The 23,075-nt window shown below is 44.8% G+C and carries 25 protein-coding genes and 1 tRNA gene; 12 read left to right on the top strand and 14 right to left on the bottom strand.

All coding sequences use genetic code 11. The features are described 5' to 3' along the window. Position 1: 1 nt before the first annotated feature. On the bottom strand, positions 2-760 hold the full coding sequence (locus G460_RS0109485; protein ID WP_026955136.1) for an alpha/beta fold hydrolase: 759 nt from the start codon (positions 758-760) through the stop codon (positions 2-4). Between the two features lie 194 nt (positions 761-954). Next, positions 955-1,671, bottom strand: a complete 717-nt coding sequence (locus G460_RS0109495; RefSeq protein ID WP_026955137.1) for a pyridoxine 5'-phosphate synthase — start codon at positions 1,669-1,671, stop codon at positions 955-957. Between the two features lie 60 nt (positions 1,672-1,731). On the opposite strand from G460_RS0109495, the gene G460_RS0109500 reads away from it, so the two are divergent. Genes G460_RS0109500 through G460_RS0109510 form a run of 3 tightly spaced genes read left to right on the top strand, consistent with a single transcriptional unit; the run spans position 1,732 to position 3,287 of the window. Continuing rightward, positions 1,732-2,184, top strand: a complete 453-nt coding sequence (locus tag G460_RS0109500; protein WP_026955138.1) for a GatB/YqeY domain-containing protein — start codon at positions 1,732-1,734, stop codon at positions 2,182-2,184. A 1-nt stretch (position 2,185) separates the two neighbouring features. Next, the gene (locus G460_RS0109505; RefSeq protein WP_051315995.1) at positions 2,186-2,743 is read left to right on the top strand and encodes a CvpA family protein; all 558 of its coding nucleotides are present in this window, start codon (positions 2,186-2,188) and stop codon (positions 2,741-2,743) included. Beyond that, positions 2,724-3,287 carry an anthranilate synthase component II gene (locus G460_RS0109510; RefSeq protein WP_026955140.1) on the top strand — a complete coding sequence of 188 codons (564 nt, stop codon included), beginning with the start codon at positions 2,724-2,726 and terminating at the stop codon, positions 3,285-3,287. The genes G460_RS0109505 and G460_RS0109510 overlap by 20 nt, the downstream gene beginning before the upstream one ends. A gap of 43 nt (positions 3,288-3,330) precedes the next feature. Here the strand turns inward: G460_RS0109510 and lolA1 are convergent, their stop codons facing one another. From lolA1 to G460_RS0109530, 4 genes are all read right to left on the bottom strand, one after another. Continuing rightward, the gene (gene lolA1, locus G460_RS0109515; protein ID WP_026955141.1) at positions 3,331-3,984 is read right to left on the bottom strand and encodes an outer membrane lipoprotein periplasmic chaperone LolA1; all 654 of its coding nucleotides are present in this window, start codon (positions 3,982-3,984) and stop codon (positions 3,331-3,333) included. A 33-nt stretch (positions 3,985-4,017) separates the two neighbouring features. Further along, positions 4,018-6,516, bottom strand: coding sequence for an FtsK/SpoIIIE family DNA translocase (locus G460_RS0109520; protein WP_026955142.1), 2,499 nt, complete (start codon positions 6,514-6,516; stop codon positions 4,018-4,020). A 53-nt stretch (positions 6,517-6,569) separates the two neighbouring features. Next, positions 6,570-7,610, bottom strand: a complete 1,041-nt coding sequence (locus G460_RS0109525) for a quinone-dependent dihydroorotate dehydrogenase (RefSeq protein ID WP_026955143.1) — start codon at positions 7,608-7,610, stop codon at positions 6,570-6,572. A gap of 72 nt (positions 7,611-7,682) precedes the next feature. Beyond that, positions 7,683-8,231, bottom strand: a complete 549-nt coding sequence (locus G460_RS0109530; protein WP_026955144.1) for a hypothetical protein — start codon at positions 8,229-8,231, stop codon at positions 7,683-7,685. A gap of 294 nt (positions 8,232-8,525) precedes the next feature. Between G460_RS0109530 and G460_RS0109535 the strand changes: the two genes are divergently transcribed. Continuing rightward, complete coding sequence (locus G460_RS0109535) at positions 8,526-10,901, top strand: TonB-dependent receptor (protein WP_026955145.1); 2,376 nt, start codon at positions 8,526-8,528, stop codon at positions 10,899-10,901. 106 nt (positions 10,902-11,007) lie between these two features. Here the strand turns inward: G460_RS0109535 and G460_RS0109540 are convergent, their stop codons facing one another. The 4 genes from G460_RS0109540 to ubiE all read right to left on the bottom strand — a co-directional run bounded on the left by G460_RS0109540 (position 11,008) and on the right by ubiE (position 14,130). Next, positions 11,008-11,754, bottom strand: coding sequence for a M15 family metallopeptidase (locus G460_RS0109540; RefSeq protein ID WP_026955146.1), 747 nt, complete (start codon positions 11,752-11,754; stop codon positions 11,008-11,010). A gap of 1 nt (position 11,755) precedes the next feature. Next, positions 11,756-12,514 carry an SDR family NAD(P)-dependent oxidoreductase gene (locus G460_RS0109545; RefSeq protein WP_026955147.1) on the bottom strand — a complete coding sequence of 253 codons (759 nt, stop codon included), beginning with the start codon at positions 12,512-12,514 and terminating at the stop codon, positions 11,756-11,758. Positions 12,515-12,652: 138 nt separating this feature from the next. Beyond that, positions 12,653-13,459, bottom strand: a complete 807-nt coding sequence (gene porT / locus G460_RS0109550; protein ID WP_026955148.1) for a type IX secretion/gliding motility protein PorT/SprT — start codon at positions 13,457-13,459, stop codon at positions 12,653-12,655. Further along, positions 13,408-14,130 carry a bifunctional demethylmenaquinone methyltransferase/2-methoxy-6-polyprenyl-1,4-benzoquinol methylase UbiE gene (gene ubiE / locus G460_RS0109555; protein ID WP_026955149.1) on the bottom strand — a complete coding sequence of 241 codons (723 nt, stop codon included), beginning with the start codon at positions 14,128-14,130 and terminating at the stop codon, positions 13,408-13,410. The genes porT and ubiE overlap by 52 nt, the downstream gene beginning before the upstream one ends. Positions 14,131-14,253: 123 nt before the next feature. Here ubiE and yihA point away from each other — a divergent pair, with 123 nt between their 5' ends. The 3 genes from yihA to G460_RS0109570 are packed head-to-tail and all read left to right on the top strand — an operon-like array spanning position 14,254 to position 15,695. Continuing rightward, the gene (gene yihA / locus G460_RS0109560) at positions 14,254-14,865 is read left to right on the top strand and encodes a ribosome biogenesis GTP-binding protein YihA/YsxC (protein WP_026955150.1); all 612 of its coding nucleotides are present in this window, start codon (positions 14,254-14,256) and stop codon (positions 14,863-14,865) included. A gap of 39 nt (positions 14,866-14,904) precedes the next feature. After that, entirely contained in the window at positions 14,905-15,342 is a 438-nt protein-coding gene (locus G460_RS0109565; protein WP_026955151.1) for a DUF5606 family protein, read from the top strand. Positions 15,343-15,380: 38 nt separating this feature from the next. Further along, on the top strand, positions 15,381-15,695 hold the full coding sequence (locus G460_RS0109570) for a hypothetical protein (RefSeq protein WP_026955152.1): 315 nt from the start codon (positions 15,381-15,383) through the stop codon (positions 15,693-15,695). Positions 15,696-15,888: 193 nt separating this feature from the next. Here the strand turns inward: G460_RS0109570 and G460_RS0109575 are convergent, their stop codons facing one another. From G460_RS0109575 to G460_RS0109590, 4 genes are all read right to left on the bottom strand, one after another. Continuing rightward, entirely contained in the window at positions 15,889-17,820 is a 1,932-nt protein-coding gene (locus G460_RS0109575; RefSeq protein ID WP_026955153.1) for a CHU_0125 family OmpA-like outer membrane integrity protein, read from the bottom strand. Between the two features lie 36 nt (positions 17,821-17,856). Further along, positions 17,857-18,345, bottom strand: coding sequence for a hypothetical protein (locus tag G460_RS0109580; protein WP_026955154.1), 489 nt, complete (start codon positions 18,343-18,345; stop codon positions 17,857-17,859). Between the two features lie 75 nt (positions 18,346-18,420). After that, positions 18,421-19,212: a (Fe-S)-binding protein gene (locus G460_RS0109585; RefSeq protein ID WP_026955155.1), complete on the bottom strand. Its 792-nt coding sequence runs from the start codon at positions 19,210-19,212 to the stop codon at positions 18,421-18,423. A 65-nt stretch (positions 19,213-19,277) separates the two neighbouring features. Continuing rightward, positions 19,278-20,612 carry a 4Fe-4S dicluster domain-containing protein gene (locus G460_RS0109590; protein ID WP_026955156.1) on the bottom strand — a complete coding sequence of 445 codons (1,335 nt, stop codon included), beginning with the start codon at positions 20,610-20,612 and terminating at the stop codon, positions 19,278-19,280. A 102-nt stretch (positions 20,613-20,714) separates the two neighbouring features. Between G460_RS0109590 and G460_RS0109595 the strand changes: the two genes are divergently transcribed. The 5 genes from G460_RS0109595 (at position 20,715) to G460_RS0109620 (ending at position 23,001) form a co-directional block, all read left to right on the top strand. After that, positions 20,715-20,787 (top strand) — tRNA-Phe (locus tag G460_RS0109595). Positions 20,788-21,044: 257 nt separating this feature from the next. Continuing rightward, positions 21,045-21,533 carry an RNA polymerase sigma factor gene (locus G460_RS0109605; RefSeq protein ID WP_026955157.1) on the top strand — a complete coding sequence of 163 codons (489 nt, stop codon included), beginning with the start codon at positions 21,045-21,047 and terminating at the stop codon, positions 21,531-21,533. Next, positions 21,530-21,952 carry a hypothetical protein gene (locus G460_RS0109610; protein ID WP_026955158.1) on the top strand — a complete coding sequence of 141 codons (423 nt, stop codon included), beginning with the start codon at positions 21,530-21,532 and terminating at the stop codon, positions 21,950-21,952. Before G460_RS0109605 ends, G460_RS0109610 begins: the two co-directional genes overlap by 4 nt. Positions 21,953-21,957: 5 nt before the next feature. Beyond that, entirely contained in the window at positions 21,958-22,500 is a 543-nt protein-coding gene (locus G460_RS0109615; protein ID WP_026955159.1) for a DUF4252 domain-containing protein, read from the top strand. Between the two features lie 21 nt (positions 22,501-22,521). Then, a complete protein-coding gene (locus tag G460_RS0109620; protein ID WP_026955160.1) occupies positions 22,522-23,001 on the top strand; it encodes a DUF4252 domain-containing protein in 480 nt (159 codons plus the stop codon). Positions 23,002-23,075: the final 74 nt, after the last annotated feature.

Consider the following 23,075-nt stretch of genomic DNA (forward strand, 5'->3'; position numbering starts at 1 on the left):
ATTATTTCAAAAACTTCTTGACTTCCTGAATAACAGCCGCTGGCTGCTCGGCGTGTAGCCAATGTCCGGCATTGGAGAGAAACTCGATTTCGTACTCAGGGAAATGTTCGTGAATGTCCTCCAGATCACTTTGCTGGATATAGTTGGAGTTGGCACCTGCTAAAAAGAGAGTTGGGCCTTCGAATCGGTCATCTGAGTCTAGCGCTTTGCCTACTTCTTCTATTTTTTCTGTGATTACTGGCAGGTTGATTTTCCAGACGAAACCATTGCTGTCCCGGCTTAGACTTTTGAGAAGAAACTGACGGATGCCCAACTCTGAAATAAACTGAGCCAGCTGGTCATCGGCCTCCTTTCTGGACTTGATTTGATCTAGTTTGATGGAGTTGAGCCCCGCCAAGATGGTTTGATGATGGATGGGATAATATCTTGGGGCAATGTCTGCCACAATTAATTTTGCGACCCGACTGGGATGCTCCACCGCAAATTTCATTGCCGTTTTTCCTCCCATAGAATGTCCCATGAGGTAGAACTTGTTTAAGCCTTCTGCATCTGCAAGCTCCAGAAGGTCTTCTACCATCACGTCGTAGTTCCACTCATCGGACTGAGGCGAATCACCGTGATTTCGCTGATCCACGAGGTATAGGGTGAAGTTTTTTTCCAGTTCTTTGGCAATGCTAAACCAGTTGTCTGCCGAACCAAATAATCCGTGGAGGATGATCAAAGGTTCTCCAGATCCGGTTTTTTTAAAATTTAATTTCATTCGATATACGATTTATGAATTACGATTTAAGGGCCGATGAGGTAAAAATGAAGCACCAAGTTAAAGCAATGTCCATGACAATTTTAAATAAGTACGAGCTTCGAATCTCAAGGGTTAATTTGAGGACATTCGAAAATTTATCGACTCTACCAGATCATGAGTGCCAATTTTTCAATGTTCAAATTTTCTAATCTTTACAACTCCAGCCTCCTTCTATACATCTGAATCGTATTTTCCAATCCATAATAGAGGGCATCACAAACCAATGCATGGCCAATAGAAACCTCGTCCAAGAAGGGGATGCTATGCTTCAAAAACGCCAGATTTTCCAGATCCAGATCATGTCCGGCGTTCAGTCCCAAACCCAGTTCTTTGGCTAGGTTGGCCACTTCGACATACGGCTTGACTGCTTTTTCTCTATCTGAGGGATATTGGGAAGCATAGGGCTCGGTATAGAGTTCGACGCGATCTGCGCCAGTTTCCTTGGCAGGTTCGAAATACTTGATTTCCGGATTGATGAAAATAGATACCCGGCAACCAGACTCCTTCAGTTCAGCCACGATATCTTGGAGCATGCTTTGATGGGCTATCGTGTCCCATCCGGTATTGGAAGTGATGGCCTCCGGTGGATCCGGGACTAGAGTAGCTTGGGCTGGCTTGACCAGTTTTACCATCTCTAGATAGCGTTTGTCAGGGTATCCCTCGATGTTGAACTCGGTGGTGACTACTTTGGAAAGGTCCAGTACATCTTGATAGCGGATGTGTCTTTCATCGGGACGCGGGTGAACTGTGATGCCCTGAGCTCCGAATCTTTCTGCATCCAGTGCCACTTGTACCAGATTCGGATTATTGGCGCCACGCGCATTTCTGATCGTAGCGATTTTGTTAATATTTACGCTTAGCTTAGTCATAAATGAGTCAAAAAGGTATTTTTGTCAAAATAACAATCGTATAACACAAACTTAGGAGTAATGAGTTTAAAGCAGAAGATAGAAAGTGAAATTAAATCGGCAATGATCGCCAAAGACAAAAGCAGATTGACTGCCTTGAGGGCTGTGAAGTCGCTGATTTTGCTGGAAGAGACCAAGGGTGGTGCTAAAGCAGACCTTTCTGCCGAAGATGAAATGAAGCTTTTGACCAAAGCTGCCAAGCAGCGTAAGGACTCTGCGGATATCTATGAGCAGCAGGGACGATTTGATCTTTTGGAAGTGGAAATGGCCGAGCTGAAAGTCATTCAGGAATTTTTGCCTGAAGCCATGTCTGATGAAGAATTGACACAAGCTATTCAGGATATCATCGCTCAGACTGGTGCATCCAGTCCCAAGGATATGGGAAAAGTGATGGGAGTAGCCAGCAAGCAGTTGGCAGGAAAGGCCGATGGCAAAGCGATCGCGGATAAAGTAAAAACTCTATTGAATAGTTAAATTGGAGATCAAGTCCATTGTAGATATTGTGATCGTATGCTGTCTGCTATTGGGAGCATACGAAGGATATAAGCGAGGATTCCTGCTGGGGATCCTCGGACTTTTTGGGTTTGTGATAGCGGTGATCTTGGGTTTTTATTTCATGGATCCAATGGCTACATGGCTCGGAGAAAATGTAGACTCGGTCAATATTTCTTATCCTCTCATCGGGTTCTTTTTGATTTTCATCCTTGCGAGTCTTTTGATCAATGTAGTCGGGTGGCTCCTTAAAAAAATAATGGATTTGACGATTTTGGGGACTTTTGACTCTTTTGCAGGGATTCTATTTGGAGTGGTGAAAGCGGGTTTTTTCCTCAGTCTATTTTTATGGTTTACCAAAGAGTTTGATCTCGATCTTCCTAAGAAATGGGAGAGAGAATCCGAACTCATCTCCTATGTAGAGCCTTGGGCTCCTGCTATCATTGATTTTGTGGAGCCATTTGTGCCAGAGGTGGAGTCCACCAAAAGTAAGTTGGAAGAGCTAGTGGAGAAGGTCAAAGATGCTGCTACTGATAGATAATTTTGACTCCTTTAGCCATATCCTCGCCGATTTGATTAGACAGACTGGTCGAGAGCTATTGGTTGTCCGAAATGATATTTCGCTAGAAGAAATGGAGGCCATTTCGTTTGATGGATTGATTCTCTCTCCCGGACCTGGGCTTCCAAGACAAGCCGGAAATTTAATGGCAATTTTCGAAGCCTATTATCAAAAAGTGCCTGTTTTGGGAGTGTGCCTGGGACATCAGGCGATTGGAGAATTTTTCGGAGCGAAGATTGTCCCGAATGCAAGTCCTACTCATGGCAAGGTCCGTGAAGTACGAAAAGTAGGCGATCCGGCATGCTTGAGGGATTTTCCTCCTAGTTTTCAAGTTACTCGATATCACTCACTCCAGCTGGCAGGTTTACCTGATTGCCTTCCTATTATTTTGGAAACGGAGGGAAAGGAAGTGATGGCATTTCAGCATGATTCCTTGCCGATAGTGGGCGTTCAGTATCATCCGGAAGCTTTGTTGACTGAATTTGGATTGGAACTGATTCAGGCTTGGTTGAGGCTTTTTCCTTAAAAATTCATTCAACTTCCCGCATCCAACCTCCAACTTCCAGCTTTTACCTCAAATCAATCACCTCGATTCCTGGATATTTTTTGGTGTCAAATGCGAAATAGGTGGACGGTAAACTGGAGTTTTGCTTCAGGTTTTTGAAAGTGTAAGAAAACATTCCTCCCTGACCATCATACATTTCCCAGCCGAGTAGGTCTTTGCTGATCTTGTCGATCATGAGCTTGACACTGTCAAAAGGACGACTTCCAGAAGTAGCAATGAGCTCTACAACCTGTACGGCTTTGCCTTGATATTGCTTTTCTCCGATCAGCCTGTAGTCAAATCCAGACTGATACATCTTATAGATATTGGATGGGGTCAGTTCTCCTTCCATTTGGGTCACGTCATTGATAGTGACTTCCTTGTATCCGTCGGCTTGGATAAAAGTCCATACAGTCTTCCCGTCATTGTAGATTTCCTGTTCGGGTAATTTGAGTCGGTATTGCTCTCCTTTCACGGCGATTTCTCCGCTTTGACGGTCGCTGGCACCGGCATCATCTTGATACACAAAGTCAAATTCGGCAGTGAAACCATTCATGCTTTGGAATTTTTGGCTCATTGCATCCAAGACAGTTTTAGCCTTTGGATCCTTTTGTGCAAAGGATGAAAATGCCAATAGGAAAGAGAATATAATGGTGAAAACCAGGGCTTGTTTGTTCATTGTATTGCTGCCGAAAGTATTCGAAATCGGCACTTACAGGCTGTTCAATAACTGTTCCAAACTAGCCTCGTCTTGAATCAATACCTCTCTAGCCTTGGATCCTTCGAAAGGTCCTACGACTCCGGCGGCCTCCAGCTGGTCTACGATCCTGCCAGCTCTATTATAGCCGAGCTTCAGTTTTCGTTGGATCAGGGAAGTACTGCCTTGCTGATGCATCACGATCAGTCTAGCGGCATCATCAAAGAGCGGATCACGATCTGAAAGATCTACTTCACCGATGTTGCTATCCCCGTCTTCGCCTTCAAACTCTGGAAGTAGGTAGGCGTCTGAATATCCTTTTTGCTCACCGATCCAGTCACAGATGGCATCCACCTCTGGGGTATCCAAGAATGCGCATTGAAGGCGCGTCATATCAGATCCATGTGAAAGCAGCATGTCACCCATACCGATCAATTGATCTGCGCCACCGGCATCTAGGATGGTACGGGAGTCTATTTTGGAAGTCACTCTGAAAGAAAGTCTTGCTGGGAAGTTGGCTTTGATAATCCCCGTGATCACATTGACAGATGGTCTCTGAGTGGCTACTACCAAGTGAATCCCGATGGCTCTGGCCAGCTGTGCTAGCCGGGCAATTGGCGCTTCGATTTCTTTCCCAGCGGTCATCATCAAATCTGCCAATTCATCGATTACCAAGACAATGTAAGGCATGAAACGATGGCCTTTCTCAGGATTGAGCTTTCTGGCTATGAATTTCCCATTGTACTCCTTCAGGTTTCTGGCACCAGCATCCTTGAGGAGGTTGTAGCGATTGTCCATCTCGATACAGAGGGAGTTCAAGGTGTAAATTACCTTCTTCGTATCGGTGATAATAGCTTCTTCTGATCCCGGTAGTTTGGCCAAAAAGTGTCGCTCGATTTTGTTGAAAAGCGTCAATTCTACCTTTTTCGGATCGACTAGGACAAACTTCAGCTGGGCTGGATGCTTTTTGTAAATCAATGAAGCCAAGATCATGTTTAAGCCGACGGATTTACCCTGCCCTGTGGCACCAGCCATGAGTAGGTGAGGCATTTTTGCCAAGTCTACTACAAAGACTTCATTGGAAATCGTTTTGCCCAAAGCAACTGGCAGATCCTTGTCCGAGCGCATAAACTTCTCGGTGCCCAATACTGCTCTGGCAGGAACGAGTTCCCTGTTTTTGTTTGGTACTTCAATACCGATGGTTCCTTTCCCTGGGATAGGCGCGATGATTCTGATCCCCAAAGCTGCCAAACTCAAGGCGATGTCGTCTTCCAGGTTCTTGATTTTGGAAATTTTGACTCCTGGTTCTGGGACGATTTCATAGAGTGTTACAGTCGGTCCGATTGTCGCTTTGATCTCTTGAATTCCTATTTTGAAATTCTCGAGAGTCTCTACGATTTTATTTTTGTTTTCCTCAAGTTCGGAGCGTGTCACTGTGACCTTTTGGACATCGTATTCATTCAGAAGGTCCAAAGATGGGTATTGGTATTTAGGTAAATCTAATGTAGGATCATAGGGATCGAGATTTTCGACTTCTTCGGCAGTTTTCTCTTCCTGGACAGGTTTTGTCACCGAAAATTGTTTTTCCTCTACCGGTTTAGGGTTTTCTGATTTGGATTTTTCAGCCAAAAGATTCACCTGATTGAGGGCAAAAGGATCTTCCTCTGGCTCTTCGACCACCTTTGTTTTTTCTGGCTGGAGAGGGATAGGTTCATCATTGCCGGAGACTACCCAGTCAGATCCATCGTCTTCCAAATCTTCTTCCTCCTCTTGGTTGAATGGGTCTTCATTTTTTCCAGTGGGCTTGATAGCCATGTCTTCCTTGAGTTCCTCATCCTCTTCGTAAGGGATGTCATCTCCGGTGTTTTTCAAACTGAACCAATCCAGTTTGTCAATGTCAAAGAAGAAAATTACAAAGATCAGAAGAGCTCCTCCGATCAGGATAAAGGTGCCCCATCCCAAGAAATCAGAGGATAGCTTGGCCAGTTCATAGCCAAAACCTCCAGACAGAAAGCTCCAATAAGAGTAGCCTTGCACCAAAATCACAATGTAGCCAGTCAGCAGGCCCAGCCAAAAGGTGAAAAATAAGGCGAAAGTAGAGTATCTGGTGAGCGATACGATAGAGATCTTAAATGCCCATCTGAAACCCAAAATAAAGAGGAGTGGAGGAAAGAGAAATGCCGCTAGGCCAAACCATCTATAGATCATCCAGTGTCCTGCCTGAGCTCCTAAGTATCCTAGCCAATTTCTGGACTCTCTGGCTGTTTCCCGGATTTCTTCCGAGGGATTGTTCATGACGAGACTTTGATCCGATGGCCCATTCAGAAGGTAGCTGACAAAGGCTATAAACAAGAAAATACCAGCAGACATCAAGATGATGCCTAGCGTCAGGACTAGTTTGGAGCTTTTGAATCCACCGAAAGATGACTTCCAGCTAGTCTTGGCGGAGCTAGTTTTTTTTGTTTTTTCTCCTTTTTTCCTAAAAGTATTGGTCCTGGGTGAATTGGTGGCCATGTATGAAGTCTAGATCCGATGAATAGTTAAGGCTAATGGGGAATTTAGGCTAATTACCTTGAAAAATAAGCCAATAATCCCTTTTTGATGCGCTTGATCAGTCCTGGTCCTTCATAAATCATGCCTGAATAAACTTGTACCAAGCTGGCGCCTGCTTCTAATTTTTCGATGGCATCCTCTGGGGAGTAGATTCCTCCCACGCCGATGATGGGAAAGGCTTTGTTGGACTTTTCTGATAAATAGCGGATTACTTCAGTGCTTCTTTTTTTCAGAACTTTGCCACTCACTCCTCCTGCACCGATGGCTTCTACTTCATTTTTGTCCGTTTGCAGTTGACTCCGGTCAATGGTGGTGTTGGTTGCGATCACTCCGTCGATGTTGGTTTCACGCACGATTTCTATGATATCATCGAGCTGGCCATCTGTCAAGTCAGGGGCGATTTTGAGCAGGATTGGTTTTGGGTGACTTTTGGAGTCATTGGCTGTCTTTACAGCAGTCAAAAGCGCTTTGAGTGGTTCTTTCTCTTGGAGATCTCTCAGGTTGGGAGTGTTTGGCGAGCTGACATTGACCACAAAATAGTCGACATAGGGATGTAACGCATCGAGGCAGATCAGGTAGTCATCTACTGCTTTTTCGTTGGGAGTGTTTTTGTTTTTGCCGATGTTTCCGCCAACTAGCACATCTGATTTTCGCTTTTTGAGCCTTTCGACGGCAGCTAAGACTCCACCGTTGTTGAAGCCCATTCGGTTGATCAAAGCTTCATCCTGAGGGAGCCTGAACAATCTTGGTTTTGGATTGCCATCTTGTGGTTTGGGTGTCAAAGTGCCGATTTCGATAAAACCGAAACCTAGCATGGCCATCTCGTCGATCAGTTTGGCATCCTTGTCAAATCCTGCTGCTAAGCCAACGGGGTTTTTAAATTTCAGTCCGAAAACTTCCCTTTCCAATCTGGGATCATCCAATTTGAAGCTCGCTCTTACGATAGAAGAAACAATCGGAAAATTGAAAGAAAACCTGGTCAGATCTACAGTAAAATGATGAGCGTCCTCCGGTTTCTTTAGAAAAAAGAGAGGTTTGAGCAGGGATTTGTACACGATGCGCTTGATTTTTTGTCCAAATGCAAAGGTAATATTCCCGTCGGAAATTGAGCTTATGGCAAGGCTAAATCAGCAACCACAATCCTCTATCAGATGACGCATGCCTTTGCGGGTGGCAATGGTGATGGCTTGGGAAATCGAACCGAAATTGAGGTCCATTGATTCTTCATCTCCGATAGGAATGGGTATTCCGTTTTGAGTAGTTTGGATGACATAATCTGCCAAAATATCGGCACTATGTGTATCGATCAGTGCGAGCCTGAGGAAGGCAGAAACTGACTCATCGCTTTCCCAATAGGTAGGAGAGTTTAAGTCATTTTTGTCTTGAAGCTGCCATTGCCCATTCCATTCTGCTTCGCCCAAACTCAATCCCAGGAGATAGGGATATCCTAAGCCTGTATGAAGTTCGGCTCTCTGAACGGGATCATTGAGATCTTTGATGCCTGCTTTGAGTAGCTCGTAGTCCAGTCGGTCCAGCAGTTCTACTTTTTCAAAACCCTGCTCCCGGAGATTGGAGAGGATCATTTCTTCCAATTCATTTTGCTGTGCTATACTGAGTGTTCTGAAACTTGGCTCCCAGCTCAGGGGAAGCAGAAGGATTCCGTCGGTTTGACTCATGCAGACATGACAGTTGATTTTGGGGAAAATCTTCGTCTTACTGATGCAAGAGCTTATTAGACCTAAAGTGATGACTAGGAGATAAAAAGTAAAATACTTGGTCAATGACATGAAATACTTGGGATAAAATAGCTGAGGGAAAAGCTGAATCGGTGCACTCGGCTGAGAAGAATCGAATTTTTAACATTATTTAGAAAAATTCTAAACAGTCATTTGATTTTTAAAAATCCACCCCCATCTTTGCTGTCGATTTTTGTTATTTGTATTCAATCTAAATAAAAACACCAAACAGACATGAGAAAAATATACTCATCGGTTTTGATTTTCCTGCTGGTTTGCGAGGCAATATTAGCGCAAAGCAAGGGTAAAATCCAAGGAAAAGTAGAAACTGCAGACGGCAATCCCGTCGAATTCGTCAGTGTATTGCTCAAAGGAACTTCCAAAGGATCCATCACCAATTCTTCGGGAGGCTTTGAAATCGGCGGTTTGAATCCAGGCTCTTACACCGTAGTGGCTTCTTTTGTGGGCTTGGATACCCAAGAGAAAAATGTGACTGTCACAGCTGGGCAAGCGGCGGTAGTCAATTTCAGCTTGTCAGAAAGCTCAGGAGACTTGGAAGAGATCTTGGTTTCGGGAGCTCGTGAAAACTACAATGAGACGAGAGTGTCCTCTTCCTTGAGGGTCAATTCACCTCTCATCGAAGTACCTCAAAATATTCAGGTCATCAATGGAGACTTGCTTCATGATCAGCAGGTGATCAGCATGAGTGATGGACTGGTCAGAAATGTCAGTGGCGCCGTTAGGATGGAGCACTGGGGAGATTTGTATACCAATATTTCAGCAAGAGGATCGCAGATTCAGGCTATGAGAAATGGCTTCAATATCGTGACATCGTATTGGGGGCCATTGACCGAGGATATGAGTTTTGTAGAGCGGATTGAGTTTGTCAAGGGACCGGCAGGTTTTATGCTTTCTTCTGGAGATGGAAGTGGACTCTACAATGTCGTGACCAAAAAACCAACTGGTCAGACGCAGGGTGAGGTTTCGTTTACGGTCGGTAGTTTTGATCTGTACAGAACAGCCGTGGATTTGGATGGGAAGTTGAGTCAGGATGGCAAGCTCCTCTATCGCCTCAATGTCGCTGGTCAGCAAAAGAAATCGCATCGTGCCAATGAGTACAATAATAGATATACCATCGCTCCGGTAATCAGCTACCGTGTACAGCCGAGTACATTGGTGACTTTTGAATACGTCTACCAGCGTGCCAATATGAGTGATGTGGGGTCTTATTATGTCTTTTCCCCATTTGGTTTTGGGACATTGCCCGTAGAGTCTACCCAACTTCCTGTAGGGATGCCAGGTACGAAAATCAACGACCACAGTTTCTTGGTGAATCTACAGCACGATTTTTCACCGAATTGGAAATTGACCGCACAGGCTTCCCATATGCTCTACAATCAAGAAGGCTCCTCGATGTGGCCAGCTTCAGTAAATCCTGATGGAACTATGCTCCGTGCTGTATCCAGCTGGGAAGCATTGAGTAAAATGACCATGGCACAGGTGTTTTTGAATGGTGAATTTCACACGGGAGGAGTCAGACACAAAATCCTCACCGGCTTAGATATGTCCAATAAAGCCTATTGGGCTGACTGGAACCAATACCATATGCTAGATTCTGTCGGAGCTGAATTTGATCCGCTAAATCCATACCTAGGCGCGCCTGTCAACGGCTATCCAAACTTTGACTATAGCACTCCGATCGAGCAGAGAGCGAGTACCATCGATCAGCGATATAGCTCCTTCTATTTGCAGGATGAGTTGGCTTTCATACAGGACAAAATAAGACTGACACTAGCAGGTCGCTATACGGATATTTCTCAAGCGGCCTATGGTGGAGCGCCAAATACTGCCAGTAGATTTTCTCCAAGAATCGGCTTGAGTGCATCTGTCACTCCTAATACCTCGGTGTATGCCTTGTATGATCAGGCTTTCAATCCACAGTCTGGCACTCTCGCAAGTGGGGATGATGTGAAACCCATTACGGGAAACAATATGGAATTGGGAATCAAGCGTGATTGGTTTGACAAGAAATGGAATACCACTGTAGCAATCTATCAAATCGTGAAGAGAAATGAATTGACAGCAGATCCCAATAGCCCGCCTAATTCCGGCTTGAGTGTTGAATTGGGAGAGAAGACGGCCAAAGGTTTTGAATTTGACCTGAAAGGGACCATTCTTCCTGGCTTGAATACCGTTTTGAATTATGCTTATACAGACTCTCGTGTCACAGATGTGACTCCAGGAGTGGAGATCATTGAAGAAGGAGATATCATTCCGGGTTATGCCAAACATGTATTCAATACTTGGCTGGGATACAGCATCCAAGATGGAGTTTTGGAAGGCTTGGGATTCTCGGCAGGGCTGACTGTCATGGGAGGAAGAGAAACCTACTGGGATCCATCACCAGATCCTGAGCAGGTGTTGCCTACATACACCAAAGTCGATGCAGGAGTATTCTATGGCAAAGGCAATTTCAAGGTAAATCTGAATGTATTCAACCTACTGGATGAGTACTTGTACAGCGGTTCTTATTATGCTTGGCTCAATGCCTACAACTGGCAGACTGATCCACCAAGAAATGCCCGCTTGAGCGTGTCGTATAAATTTTAACTACCACTAACCACCAAAAACCTCCCGATGCTGTCGGGAGGTTTTTTCATTTAGAGTCGTTTAGGCTTTTTCATCTTCCAGCTTCCAAAGCTCCAACTTCCTGCCTCTATTCTACAATTTTAAATTTCTCACCGGCTTCTTTTCGGGAATAGGCATTGAAATGCCACCATTCCGAGCCGATTCCGGAAAAACCATTCGCTTTCATGACTTTGCGAAGAATGCTTCTATTGGCGATGTGCTTTAGTTGCAGCTTTTTCTCCAAAAGCATCTGCTCCTCCCGGTCAGGATAGGCCGGATATCCAAAGAAGTCATAAGTCGTCCCCATATCCAGTGTGCTATCTGCCGCTGTGTCATAGATAGTCAAATCGATGGCAACTCCGAAATTGTGAAGACTTCCTTCTTCTGGGTTGGCGACATAGAGAGGCTTGAGACTATCTGGCTTGTCGAGGTTGTCCCAAAGGATCTGCTGCACAGATCGGGGTCTGACTCCGTCGTAGATGAGTAAGGTGTAGGTTGGATGTTCTGATTGAAGCATTTCCTGGGCTTTTTTGAGCTGCTCCACTACGATGGGCTGCAGATAAGCCTCGGTGAGATCACCATAGACATCCATGCCAAAAAAATTGTCAGTAGTGGAGTATTTGAGCTCAACCATGATCCCTGGGATGGCGTCTTTTACATTTGTCATCCCTTGATCGATCAATTGCTGCTCTAAGGCAGAAAGTGTCGGCTCGAGATCTGGTTTTTTGATAGGGTCCAATACTTCGCGTTGCTGTTCTGAAAAAATCTCTTGTTCGCTTTTGGGGGAAGAACAAGCTAGGGTCAGAAGGAGGGCGGGGAACAGTAAATTTTTCATTTTACAGATTTTTATGGACTGTAGTAGCAGTCGCTTGAGCGGTAGGAAGTACGAGAATGTCTGCCAATACTACGTGAGAAGGCCGATTGACGCAGAACTCTACGATTTCCGCTATGTCTTGCGCAAGCAGTGGCTCAAAGCCTTGATAGACTTTTTCGGCACGTTCTTCATCTCCTTTGAATCTTACCACAGAAAACTCAGTCTCTACTAAGCCAGGGTGGATTCCGATGACTTTGATCCCGTAAGGATTGAGGTCAATCCGCATGCCTTTGGTGATCGCGTCTACAGCATGTTTGGAGCCGCAATACACATTTCCGTTGGGATAGACTTCCTTGCCGGCAATAGAGCCTATATTGATGATCATGCCAGATTTGCGGGCTGTCATACCGGGGATCACCGCTTTGGAAACATACAGAAGACCTTTGACATTGATGTCCATCATAGCATCCCAATCGTCCAGACTTCCCGTTTGGATCGGGTCCATGCCGTGTGCATTTCCTGCATTATTGATGAGGAGGTCAATATTTTTCCACGAATCAGGAAGGTTTTCGATCAACTTGAAAACGGCTTCTTTGTCTCTCACATCAAACACAAGGGGAAGAACTTCGATTCCATCAGGAACCTCACTCTTCAGTCCGTCGAGGCGATCGGACCTTCTCCCCGTGGCGATGATATGATATCCATTCTTGGCCAAGATAAGCGCACAGGCTTTTCCTATTCCTGAAGTCGCTCCGGTGACCATTGCTATTTTTCTTTCCATGTGTTGAAGTTACAGGAAAAGAGAAAACTTAAACAGAATTGAGTGTTTTTGTCCCACAATCCCTCTTCCCTTTGTTTTGAGGGAGAGAAGAAAGAAGACGGAAGTTCGGGTGAATCTAATTCCCTTCAAAAATCCCGCTTACTGGAAATTCAGGTAGATGGTGATTGTTTTTCTTCGGATAGATTCGATTGCGTTTTGGATGTCCGGATGGGTGTTTTCAGCCTGGTAGAGGTTGTTGAGCCCATGTGAAAAACGAATCTCTGGAGCAAACTTGAAAAACTTGAAATAGATCTCAAATCCCATCCCCATCTCAATAGTGAAATCCTGTCCGGTGGTCACTATGTCTTCCAGATTGGCTTCCTCTTGGGTTTTGGTGCGAAACTGATAGCTACCTCCCCCCAACAAATACATCCGGGTATTGTTGAATCGGACTGAGCGATATTTGAAAAGTAGCGGGAGCTCGATTAGCGTCGCCTCAGAGGTGTAATTAATGGTTTTACCTAGGTTTTCCTGACCTACTACGAGATCTCCACCTACTATTTCTAAATCTATCTGATCATTGAAATACTCCACTTCCGTATTGAACTCATAGAATCCGATTTTCGGAGTGAAGAGCAATTGCATCTGGTCGTGAAAGCGGAGCATACCGATGAAACCTAGTGAAAACCCCGGAGAATATTTGGGGAAAATCGCTCGGACATTTGGGGATGCAGGATTATTGGCATCCATGAAGGCATCGGTGTATTCGATGCGGTAGGTGCTATTGTGTCCTGCTAAAAAGAAACCGTAGGAAATCGTCTTATGGTCCGAGCCAGAAGTACTGGTCAGCCCAAAAAGTCCCTGTCCAAAAGAATAGCTGGAAGTGCCAAGAAAAGCTACGAAGAGTAGGGGGATTATTTTTCCCCTACATAGATCGAGCTGATTCCAAAAGTGAGTGGTTTGCATACAGTGCTGTGAAATCCTACCTTTTTCAATACCGCCAGAAAATCCTGTCCATCTGGAAATGCCTGTACGGATTCGGGAAGATAAGTATACGCAGAATTGTCCTTGGATACAATCTTTCCTACTTGAGGCAAAATGGTGTTGGAATAAAAGGAGTAAGCTTGCTTCATCGGGAAGGCTTTGGGTTTGCTGAATTCCAGAATGACAGTCTTACCTCCTGGCTTCAGGACTCGGTACATATCCGCAAGGCCTTTTTCCAAATTTTCGAAGTTTCTGACACCAAAAGAAACGATGACTGCATCAAACTTATTATCCTCAAAAAGCAATCCTTCGGAATCTCCAAGCTGCATTTCGATTTTGTCCTGGAGACCTCGTTTTTCCATTTTTTTTCTGCCTTCGGAAAGCATCCCTTCGGAAATATCTACACCGATGATTTTGTCAGGATTCAGCGCCAAAGCTTCGATTGCAAAGTCACCTGTTCCAGTTGCGATATCTAAAATCAGCTTAGGCTGATGCTTTTGAAGCATCTTGATCGCTTTTTTTCTCCAGATGATATCGATGCCCATGCTGAGTACATGATTGAGCAAATCATACTTCGGGCTGATGTTATTGAACATCTCAGCCACCTGGGCTTTTTTAGGGTCTTCTTTATCTTTGTAGGGGACGACAGACATCACTTTTCGATCTAATGGGATGCAATATTACTCAAGAAACCCGAGGAATCGAAAAATGTTGGGAAGCTTCCCTAGTCGAATGTCAAAGAATAAAGCCTTATTTTTGTGCCGAACTCAAAAATCATGATCCACAAAGCAGAATTTGTAGTCTCCAATACCAATCCAGGAAATTGCCCCAAACCTGATCGGGCAGAGATCGCCTTCATCGGCAGATCCAATGTCGGCAAAAGCTCCCTGATCAATATGCTGTGCAACAAAAAGGAATTGGCCAAGACCTCTCAAAAGCCTGGAAAAACTCAATTGATCAATCATTTCAAAATAGATGACCGTTGGTTTTTGGTGGATTTGCCAGGCTATGGCTTCGCCAAAGTAAATGTCAAAGTCAAGCAGGGTTGGGAGCAGATGATCAGTACGTACCTGACCAAACGTGAAAATCTCTGCGGTGTCTTTGTCCTGATCGACAGCCGTCTGGAGCCTCAGCGCATTGATTTGGAATTTTTGCTGTGGTGCGGGACCGAGGGAGTGCCCACTGCGATTGTTTTTACCAAAGCAGATAAGCAGTCCAAGAATAAGACCCAGCAGAATATCCAGAAATTTCTCAAAAAGATGCGGGAGGTATTTGAGGAGACTCCGGACTTTTTCATAACCAGCTCTGAGACAGGTGAAGGGAAGGAGGAGTTGCTGGCCTTCTTGGAAGGGCTGGTGAATGAATATGAAAATGAAGAGCGAATTTGATCTCAAATTCTATATTTGCAAGCTGAAAATTAAAGTAGAATGAATTTTAAAGACATAGCGACAGTATCCGGCAAGCCCGGATTGTACAAAGTATTGAAGCCTTCGAGAACAGGCGTGATCCTAGAGAGCATGGATTCCAAAAAAGCCAAATTGGTGGCGGGGATGTCTCATCGGGTTTCCATCTTAAGCGATATTTCGATCTACACGCTGACTGAAGAGGGAGCAGAGCCTTTGGAAGCGGTAATGCAGAAAATTGAAACGGAATTTGAAGGTGACTTGGGGCTAGATGCCAATCCAGATGATACCGAGCTTCGGGCATTTATGAAGCACGTCCTACCTGATGTAGATGAGGATAGAGTATACACCTCAGATATCAAGAAGCTGATCTCTTGGTACAAAATCATCCGCGTTCAGGCTCCGGAAGTCTTGCAGGAGTCAGATGAGTCTTCTGAAGAATCAGAAGAAAAAGAATCTTAAAATGAAAGCCCCGACTGATTCGGGGCTTTTTTGATCTTATGGAAGAAAAGAAGGAAGTGACGCCAGTATCCCAGGCGGCGTTTGAGTTGTTTCAAAAGGAAGTAGAATTGCCGCAAGTGGACGTAGGTACTTCAGAGGATGACTATGTCCGTATACTTTCCAAAGCAATAGAAATGATGCTCAATCGGGATTTTGAGCGGTTGCTTCAGATCTGCTATCGCATAGACTTGGGAGAAGGAAAGCTAAAGAAAATCCTAAATGAGTCTGATCCAGAAATGGTCTCTTCCGACCTCGCTCGAGCACTTTGGGATCGTCAAAAACAGAAGATTGAAACGAGGAGGAAGTATTCCTGATATTTTTGTTTACCAACCTTTGATATTGGTCCCCGCTTCGGTCTTCCGTCTAGGAAATAGTACCAGGTACAATGTACAAAGTACCAAGCATCCGACTTCGGTCAACGGGAATCAAGCACAATCTCTTCAGTCTCCCGTCTCCGGGCTTCCGTCCAAAATTTAGTGCCCAAGCATCGGACATGGGGCATAACTACTACTCCTTAATCTCAATCACCTTAAACTCGGTTCTACGATTGACTTGGTGCTCCTCTTCTGTAGTGGCATTTTGGATGATCAGCTGAGACTCGCCGTAGCCTTTGGCTACCAAACGATCGGCAGCGATACCTTGAGAGACTATGTAATCTACCGCAGATTGAGCCCTTCTTTGGGACAAGTTTTGATTGTATTCGTCGGAAGACCTATCGTCCGTATGGGAGCTCAACTCGATGCGAATGGCCGGATTGTCTTTTAGGATTTGGACTAGTTTGTCCAGTTCTACCGCTGCATCAGCTCGGATATCCGCTTTGTCTAGATCGTAGTAGATGTTTTCCAAAATGATGGATTTGTCTAAAATCAATTGATCCAAGACCAAGGTAGTGTCCAGAGACACATTGGTCACATCCTGCACCAAAGTCGCTGGATCAGGAGTCTTGCCACGTGTGGTGTAAGGAATGGATTTGGAGAAATAACCGTTTTTGGAAGCGATAATCGTATAATCTGCCTGAGGCTCCATGGTGAATCGGACACGCCCGGTAGAGTTGGAGAAATCACCTCCGATTTGTTTGTTGTTTCCATCATAAAGCACCACTCTGGCTTGTTCCAAAATCTGATCTGGCTCGCCTGCTACCCGCTCTTTGGTAGTCACTGTCAGCAATACGTTGATGATTTTCGGCTTGGGAGTTTTGTCCTCAAATGAGTAAATATCATCATTTCCCTGACCACCTTCCCGGTTGGAAGATAGAAATCCTTCTTTTGGGTAATTGGTGAAGAAAATTCCAAAATCATCTGCCATGCTATTGATATTCTCTCCCAGGTTGATGATTTTTTGCTGACCATTTTCTCCAGATTCAGCCACGAAAATATCCAACTTACCATAGCCCGGATGTCCATCCGAAGCGAAGAAAAATTTGCCATCAGGAGCCATTCTTGGGAATAATTCATTGCCTGGGGTATTGATGGTAGGGCCAAGGTTGACTGCATTTCCAAAGTCTCCATTCGCAAGTTTGGTAGCTTTGTAGAGGTCGATTCCGCCGTATCCCCCAGGTCTGTTGGATGCAAAATACAGAGCTTCCCCATCTGGACTGAAAGCAGGGGTGGAGTTCCACCAAAACTCATCTTCATTCACTGGCATCCAGATAGGCTGCGTAAATCCGCCTCCTCTGAAATAGGAGACAAACAGGGCTGTTTCTGGCAAATCTTTGGGGGAAGTGGAATTTCCTCTGGAATAGATAATCGTATTGCCGTCAGGACTGATTGCCATTGCGGCTTGATTTAGTCCTTCTTCGTTTTGGAATTCCGGAAGAGCGGATATCCCACTCACATCCACACGGAGGTCTTCAGCTCTGGCGCGGAACAGCTTGGTATAGGGAGTGCCCGTGGCTGCGTAGATTCCTGAGGCTTGTCTGGCACTCGTGAAATAGAAGAAATTTTCGCTGACGATGGGAGCATAGTCATCTCCAGCAGTATTAAGATCTTTGTAATTGACTAGCTCATGATAGGGCCAGTATTCTTCGATTCCTGCTGCAAGATTGATTGCCTCGATTTGTCGCTGAGTTTGTGCAAGGAGGCTTTCATCTTGCGTATAGTCTTTGGCTTTTTCAAAAGCAGCTCTAGCTTCTTCGTCTTTTTGCTGGGCTTTTAAGCTTTGGCCTAGGTGGAAGTAATTTTGAAAGGAAGGGCTTTCCTCAACTAGTTTTTCGTAATAGGGAGAAGCGAGCTCGACCCGATTGGAGAGGCGATAACTTTCTGCAACGATCCGATTGGCTTCCTGATTTTCTGGATCCTCATCCAGAATTTGAGAGAAGGTGCCGATCGCATACTGGTATTGGCCTGAGAGAAACTGGTCATTTCCTTTCTCTTGTAGGCTTTTGCATGAGCCTAAAAGAAAGGTGACTGAAATGATGGTCCATAAAAAATTGTTTTTCATCGGGTCGCTGAAATGATCTATCCTGAATATTACTAATTAATTTGGAAAGAATTTGTTTAACCAACTATTTCCGGCGGAAATCCAAATGGTTGAAAGATCCGCTTTGGTCTGTATCATCGGATTGATGATTGGTGTTTCTGCCTGAATTTCACCCGCTAACACTTTTGACTTGATCCCTAGAGCAGGAGTGACCTCAATGGATCCTTCTGAAGATTTGAAGCTGACTTTTCCACTATTGGTCAAGTCGATCTGAAGCTGACTCTCGATTTCGCGGAGAGTTCTGACGGAGCTGTCGATCGAGCAGCCAGAGGCTCCTGCCTGCGTTTCGTCCACTGCAAGTACAATCAACTGTCCATCCAGTACATCAAAGGATGTGGGAAGGGGATTGCCGTGTACATTCCAGCCTTCGCAGAATCTAGTCAATTTGTCAACGATGAAATCGACTTCGTCAGGACGAAATTTTCTTTCGGATTGATACAGCCAAACTCGGCTGGATTCGGGCATTGAGGAAAAGGGTACAAACATGAATGAAATTTTAGGTAAAGAAAAACCCTTTCTACCTAACGGCAAAAAGGGTCTAATTGATTCAATTTATTTTGATCAAATTCCCATGTCTTTGGCGATCATTTCTGCCAAATCATAGACTTTGACCTCGTTTTCTTTTTCTTTGTTTTTGACTCCGTCAGTCATCATGGTGAGACAGAAAGGGCACCCCACCGCAATCGCTGAAGCGCCAGTAGACAGGGCCTCTTCAGTTCTTTCTACATTGATGTCTTTTTTGCCGGGCTCTGGTTCTTTGAACATCTGGGCTCCACCGGCCCCACAGCATAGTCCCTTGGTACGGCAGCGCTTCATTTCTACCAATTCTACATCGAGGGCTTTGATCACCTCACGGGGAGCTTCATAGACATTGTTGGCTCGGCCGAGATAGCAGGAATCATGAAAGGTGATTTTCTTGCCTTTGAATTCACCACCACCTTGGAGAGCTACTTTGCCCTCGTTGATCAGCTGCTGAAGGAACTGTGAATGGTGAATCACCTCGTAGTTTCCGCCTAGGGCTGGGTATTCATTTTTTATGGTATTGAAGCAGTGAGGGCAAGCCGTGACGACCTTTTTTACCTCGTAGCCATTCATGACTTGGATATTGGCGACAGCCTGCATCTGAAAGAGGAATTCATTCCCGGCTCTTCGCGCAGGATCACCGGTGCAGGTTTCTTCTGGTCCTAATACGGCAAATGAAACGCCGACCTTGTTCAATATTTTAACGAAAGCTTGGGTGACAGCTTTGTATCGCTCATCAAAAGACCCTGCACAACCTACCCAAAATAAAACTTCTGGACTTTCACCTTTTGAGGCCATTTCGGCCATTGTTGGGACTGTATAGCTTGACATATTATTAACTATTTTTTTTCATCAAATTGAAACCTGATGTGTGGAGTCAGGCTCTTTATCTGAAATCACTTCATTTCTTCTTCTTTGACAGATTCTGCCCAGTTGAAGCGATCCTGTGGACTGAATTTCCAAGGGGAGAAGCTCGTCTCCATATTTTGGAACATGGCATTCCATTGTGCTGGTGAGCCGGATTCCTCCATGGCTACATATCGGCGCATCTGCAAGATGATGGACAAGGGGTCGATATTGACAGGGCAGGCTTCTACGCAGGCGTTGCAAGAGGTACAGGCATTGATTTCCTCTTTTGAAATATAGTCTCCCAAAAGTGATTTGCCGTCTTCCAATCCAGGACCACCGGCATCCATACTTTTACCTACCTCTTCCGCACGGTCCCTTACGTCCATCATGATTTTCCGTGGAGAAAGCTGTTTTCCGGTCAGGTTGGCAGGGCATTCTGCCGTACATCTGCCACATTCTGTACAGGAGTAGGCATTGAGGACATTGACCCAGGAGAGGTCATTGATGTCTTTGGCTCCAAATCTTCCGATCTCTGCGGGAGGATCAGTAGAAGTCTCCGATGGGATTCCCAGCATCATATTGACTTCATTGGTTACTTCCGGCATGTTGGCCATTTCACCCTTAGGCTTGAGGTTGGTATACCACGTGTTTGGGAAGGCTAAGAAGATGTGCAGGTGCTTTGAATAGGTGACATAGATAGCAAAAGCTAGGATGCCAATGATATGAAACCACCATGCAAATCGCTCTATGAAAATCAAGGTTCCGTCGGACATGCCGTCAAATATCCCATGGAGCGGAGCGCTGAATGCCAGGGTTCCTAAAAGCGTGTAATGCTCGATTCCCCTGGCAGCTAAGATTTGGTCTGTGGCATTCATAGTCAAAATCGCTGCCATCAGAATGCACTCGATGACCAAGATCAGGTTCCCGTCCATCGCTGGCCATCCTTTCATTTCGGGCTTTTGGAATCGTTCGACTTTTAGGATGTTTCTTCTGATTAGGAATACGAGGCAGGCAAGTAAAACTGCCACAGCAAGAAACTCAAATACGTTCATCGCTAGGGTATAGGCAGATCCCAAGATAGGCGCAAACAATCTGTGGGATCCAAAGAGTCCGTCTAAAACAAACTCCAAGACTTCCAGATTGATCACGACAAAGCCCACATAAATGAAGAGGTGGAGCACGGCCGGAATCAGTCTTTTGAACATCTTCTTTTGCCCAAAGGCCACCAGTAGCATGGTCTTCCACCGGTTGTCAGGTTGGTCATTTCGGGTTTCGGCTTTTCCCAATAGAATATTTCTTTTCAGGAATATGACCCTTTTGGTCAATATGTAGCTCGCCGCTCCTAAAATGATCAAAAATACGAGTTGAGGTAAAAAGCTCATAGTGATGAGATTAGCGAATTGTTTCTATTTTATTGAATTTTTTTTCTGCAAATGATTTGGTTCGAAACGTCTAATACCTACCTTTGCATCACTTTACGAAACGGTGATGTAGCTCAGTTGGTAGAGCATCGGACTGAAAATCCGTGAGTCGGTGGTTCGAGTCCACTCATCACCACAAGCCCTGAAGAAATTCAGGGCTTTTTTTATGCGTTCTATTTTTATTTCGATTGCTTTCATTGATTTCAAAATTACTTGATGCAAAGTAAGAAATAGTCTGCATGCATACTATTTTTCTCTCGAATTTTATCGTTCCCCACCCTAAGTGCTTGAAAGCAATCGCTCTGGCTGGCTCACGGCTTCTGATTTTTTAATTAATTGAAAAAAAACTCAAGATTGTGTAACATTCCGTTTGTCACTGCATCATCTACCTGAATGAAGTCATTTTTCGAAGGACATATCTGGCCTCTCAGAAACAAAATGTACCGGATGGTATTGCTTTGGGTCAAAGACCGCGATATAGCGGAGGATGTGCTCCAAAATGTCTTCGAGCGTTCTTTTGAAAGAGAAACTGAGCTTCAGCAGCATCCCAATCTGGTAGGGTGGCTAGTCAAAAGCCTGAAAAACGAGGCCATGATGTATTTCAGAAAGTCGGGTCAGACCTTGACGTTGGATGGTCTCGAGGCAGTGCCGGTCCCGGAAACTGTCTCTGAGGAAGTGGAGGATCGCGTTTCGCAAGTCTTTCTGCTCTTGAAGAATCTTCCTCTGAAACAGCAGGAAATATTTCAGTTGAGAGAAGTAGAAGGATTGAGCTATGAGGAAATAGCCGACTATCTGGAGATCAGCCTGGAGCAGGTAAAAGTCAATTTGCACCGGGCGAGGAAGTCTATTCGCAACCAATTAATCAACCAAACAACAGCATGAAGTCGAGATTGAACCAATTATTGGATAAATACTGGGAGGCTGAAAGTAGCCTGGAGGAAGAGAAGGAGTTGAGAGGTTTGCTCAGTCAGACAGAGGGCTTTGAGGCTGAAAAGAAACTGTTTGGGGTCATAGATGCCTATGCCTCCGAGGAAACTCAGATGAAAATGCCTCGAAGATCTGCCAAGGTGAGAAAGTTTGCCTGGCTCAATTGGGCTGCTTCCGTTGCAATTTTGATCGGCACTTTTGTGGGCTGGAGGGCTTACGAAAGACATCAGCAGGAGCAAGCATACCAAGAAGTAGTGGCTGCGCTTTCTCTGATTCAGGAGAATTGGTCCAAGGGGCAGCAAGAAATGGATAAGATGAGTGATTTTAAGTATCTCAGCACTCCGGGTGATTTATTTGAAAAGAAAGAAAAGTAAGAGCTATGAAAAAGTTAATCCTGATACCGATGGTGTTGTTCGCCTTTATAATAAAGGTGCAGGCACAAGATGATGCGATCCAGAAGTTTTTCTCCAACTACATGGATGATGATAGGTTTAGCCGAGTTTATATCTCGTCCAAAATGATGCAGATGGCGGGAGGTTTCCTCAAAAGCAATGCAGAAGAGCAGGAGTCTGAGGATTTGGGAGTGCTCTTGCAAAAGGTGAAGGGAATACGAATACTCTCCTCGGAAGAGGTCGATGGCATGAAGCTTTACAATGAAGCTTATGGTACTTTGACTAAAAATAAATATGAAGAGCTGATGGATGTCCAAGATAAGGGTACAAAGCTCAAGTTTTTGGTGAGAGAGGAGGGAGGCTTGGTCAAGGAACTCCTTATGATATCGGGAGAGTCAAGGGACTTTACACTCTTATCTATGCTCGGGAGCTTTACCTATGACGATTTAAATCTCCTGGCAGAGCATACCGAGATTCCGGGGATGGAGCAGTACGGTAAGGGGTCGAAAGGTCCAAAAGGGAAGAAATAAATAAACTAAACCATAAAAGAAATGAAAAAGCTATTGTTTGTGATTGCCATGTTGGGTTTTGTATTCACGGCCCAGGCACAAAGTAAATCCGTGAAAACACTCTATGAGAAATACAAAGGGGATGATGATTTCTTCCATCTTGAATTGGGTGGCAACTTCATGAATTTTGCTGAGGGGTTTAAGATCGATATTGACGAGGATGATATGGCCACAGTAGCCAAGTCTATTGAGCGTCTGAATTTTTTTACATTACCTGATCATGCGGACGAGGGGCGGTTGGAGTTTAAGGCTTTGCAGAAGGGCTTGGAAAAAGAGCGCTATGATCTCTTGATGGAGATGAGTGATGAAGGAGATATTCTGGTTTTCTCCAAAGGAGGAAAGAAAATATCAGATCTTGTAGTCATGGTAGGGGGCAAAGATGGTGACTTGATGGTGGTAGAGCTCAAGGGTGCCTTTGATCAGCAGGTGGTAGCCAAAGCAATTGATAAGGGCAGGAATTAATCGGGGGATATTTGAACTGGAAGCGGCTGTAATGGTCGCTTTTTTTGTTTTTGAGGTATTTTTTGAACCCTCAT

Origin of the sequence: Algoriphagus vanfongensis DSM 17529, assembly GCF_000429465.1 — a bacterium.
Lineage (GTDB): Bacteria > Bacteroidota > Bacteroidia > Cytophagales > Cyclobacteriaceae > Algoriphagus > Algoriphagus vanfongensis.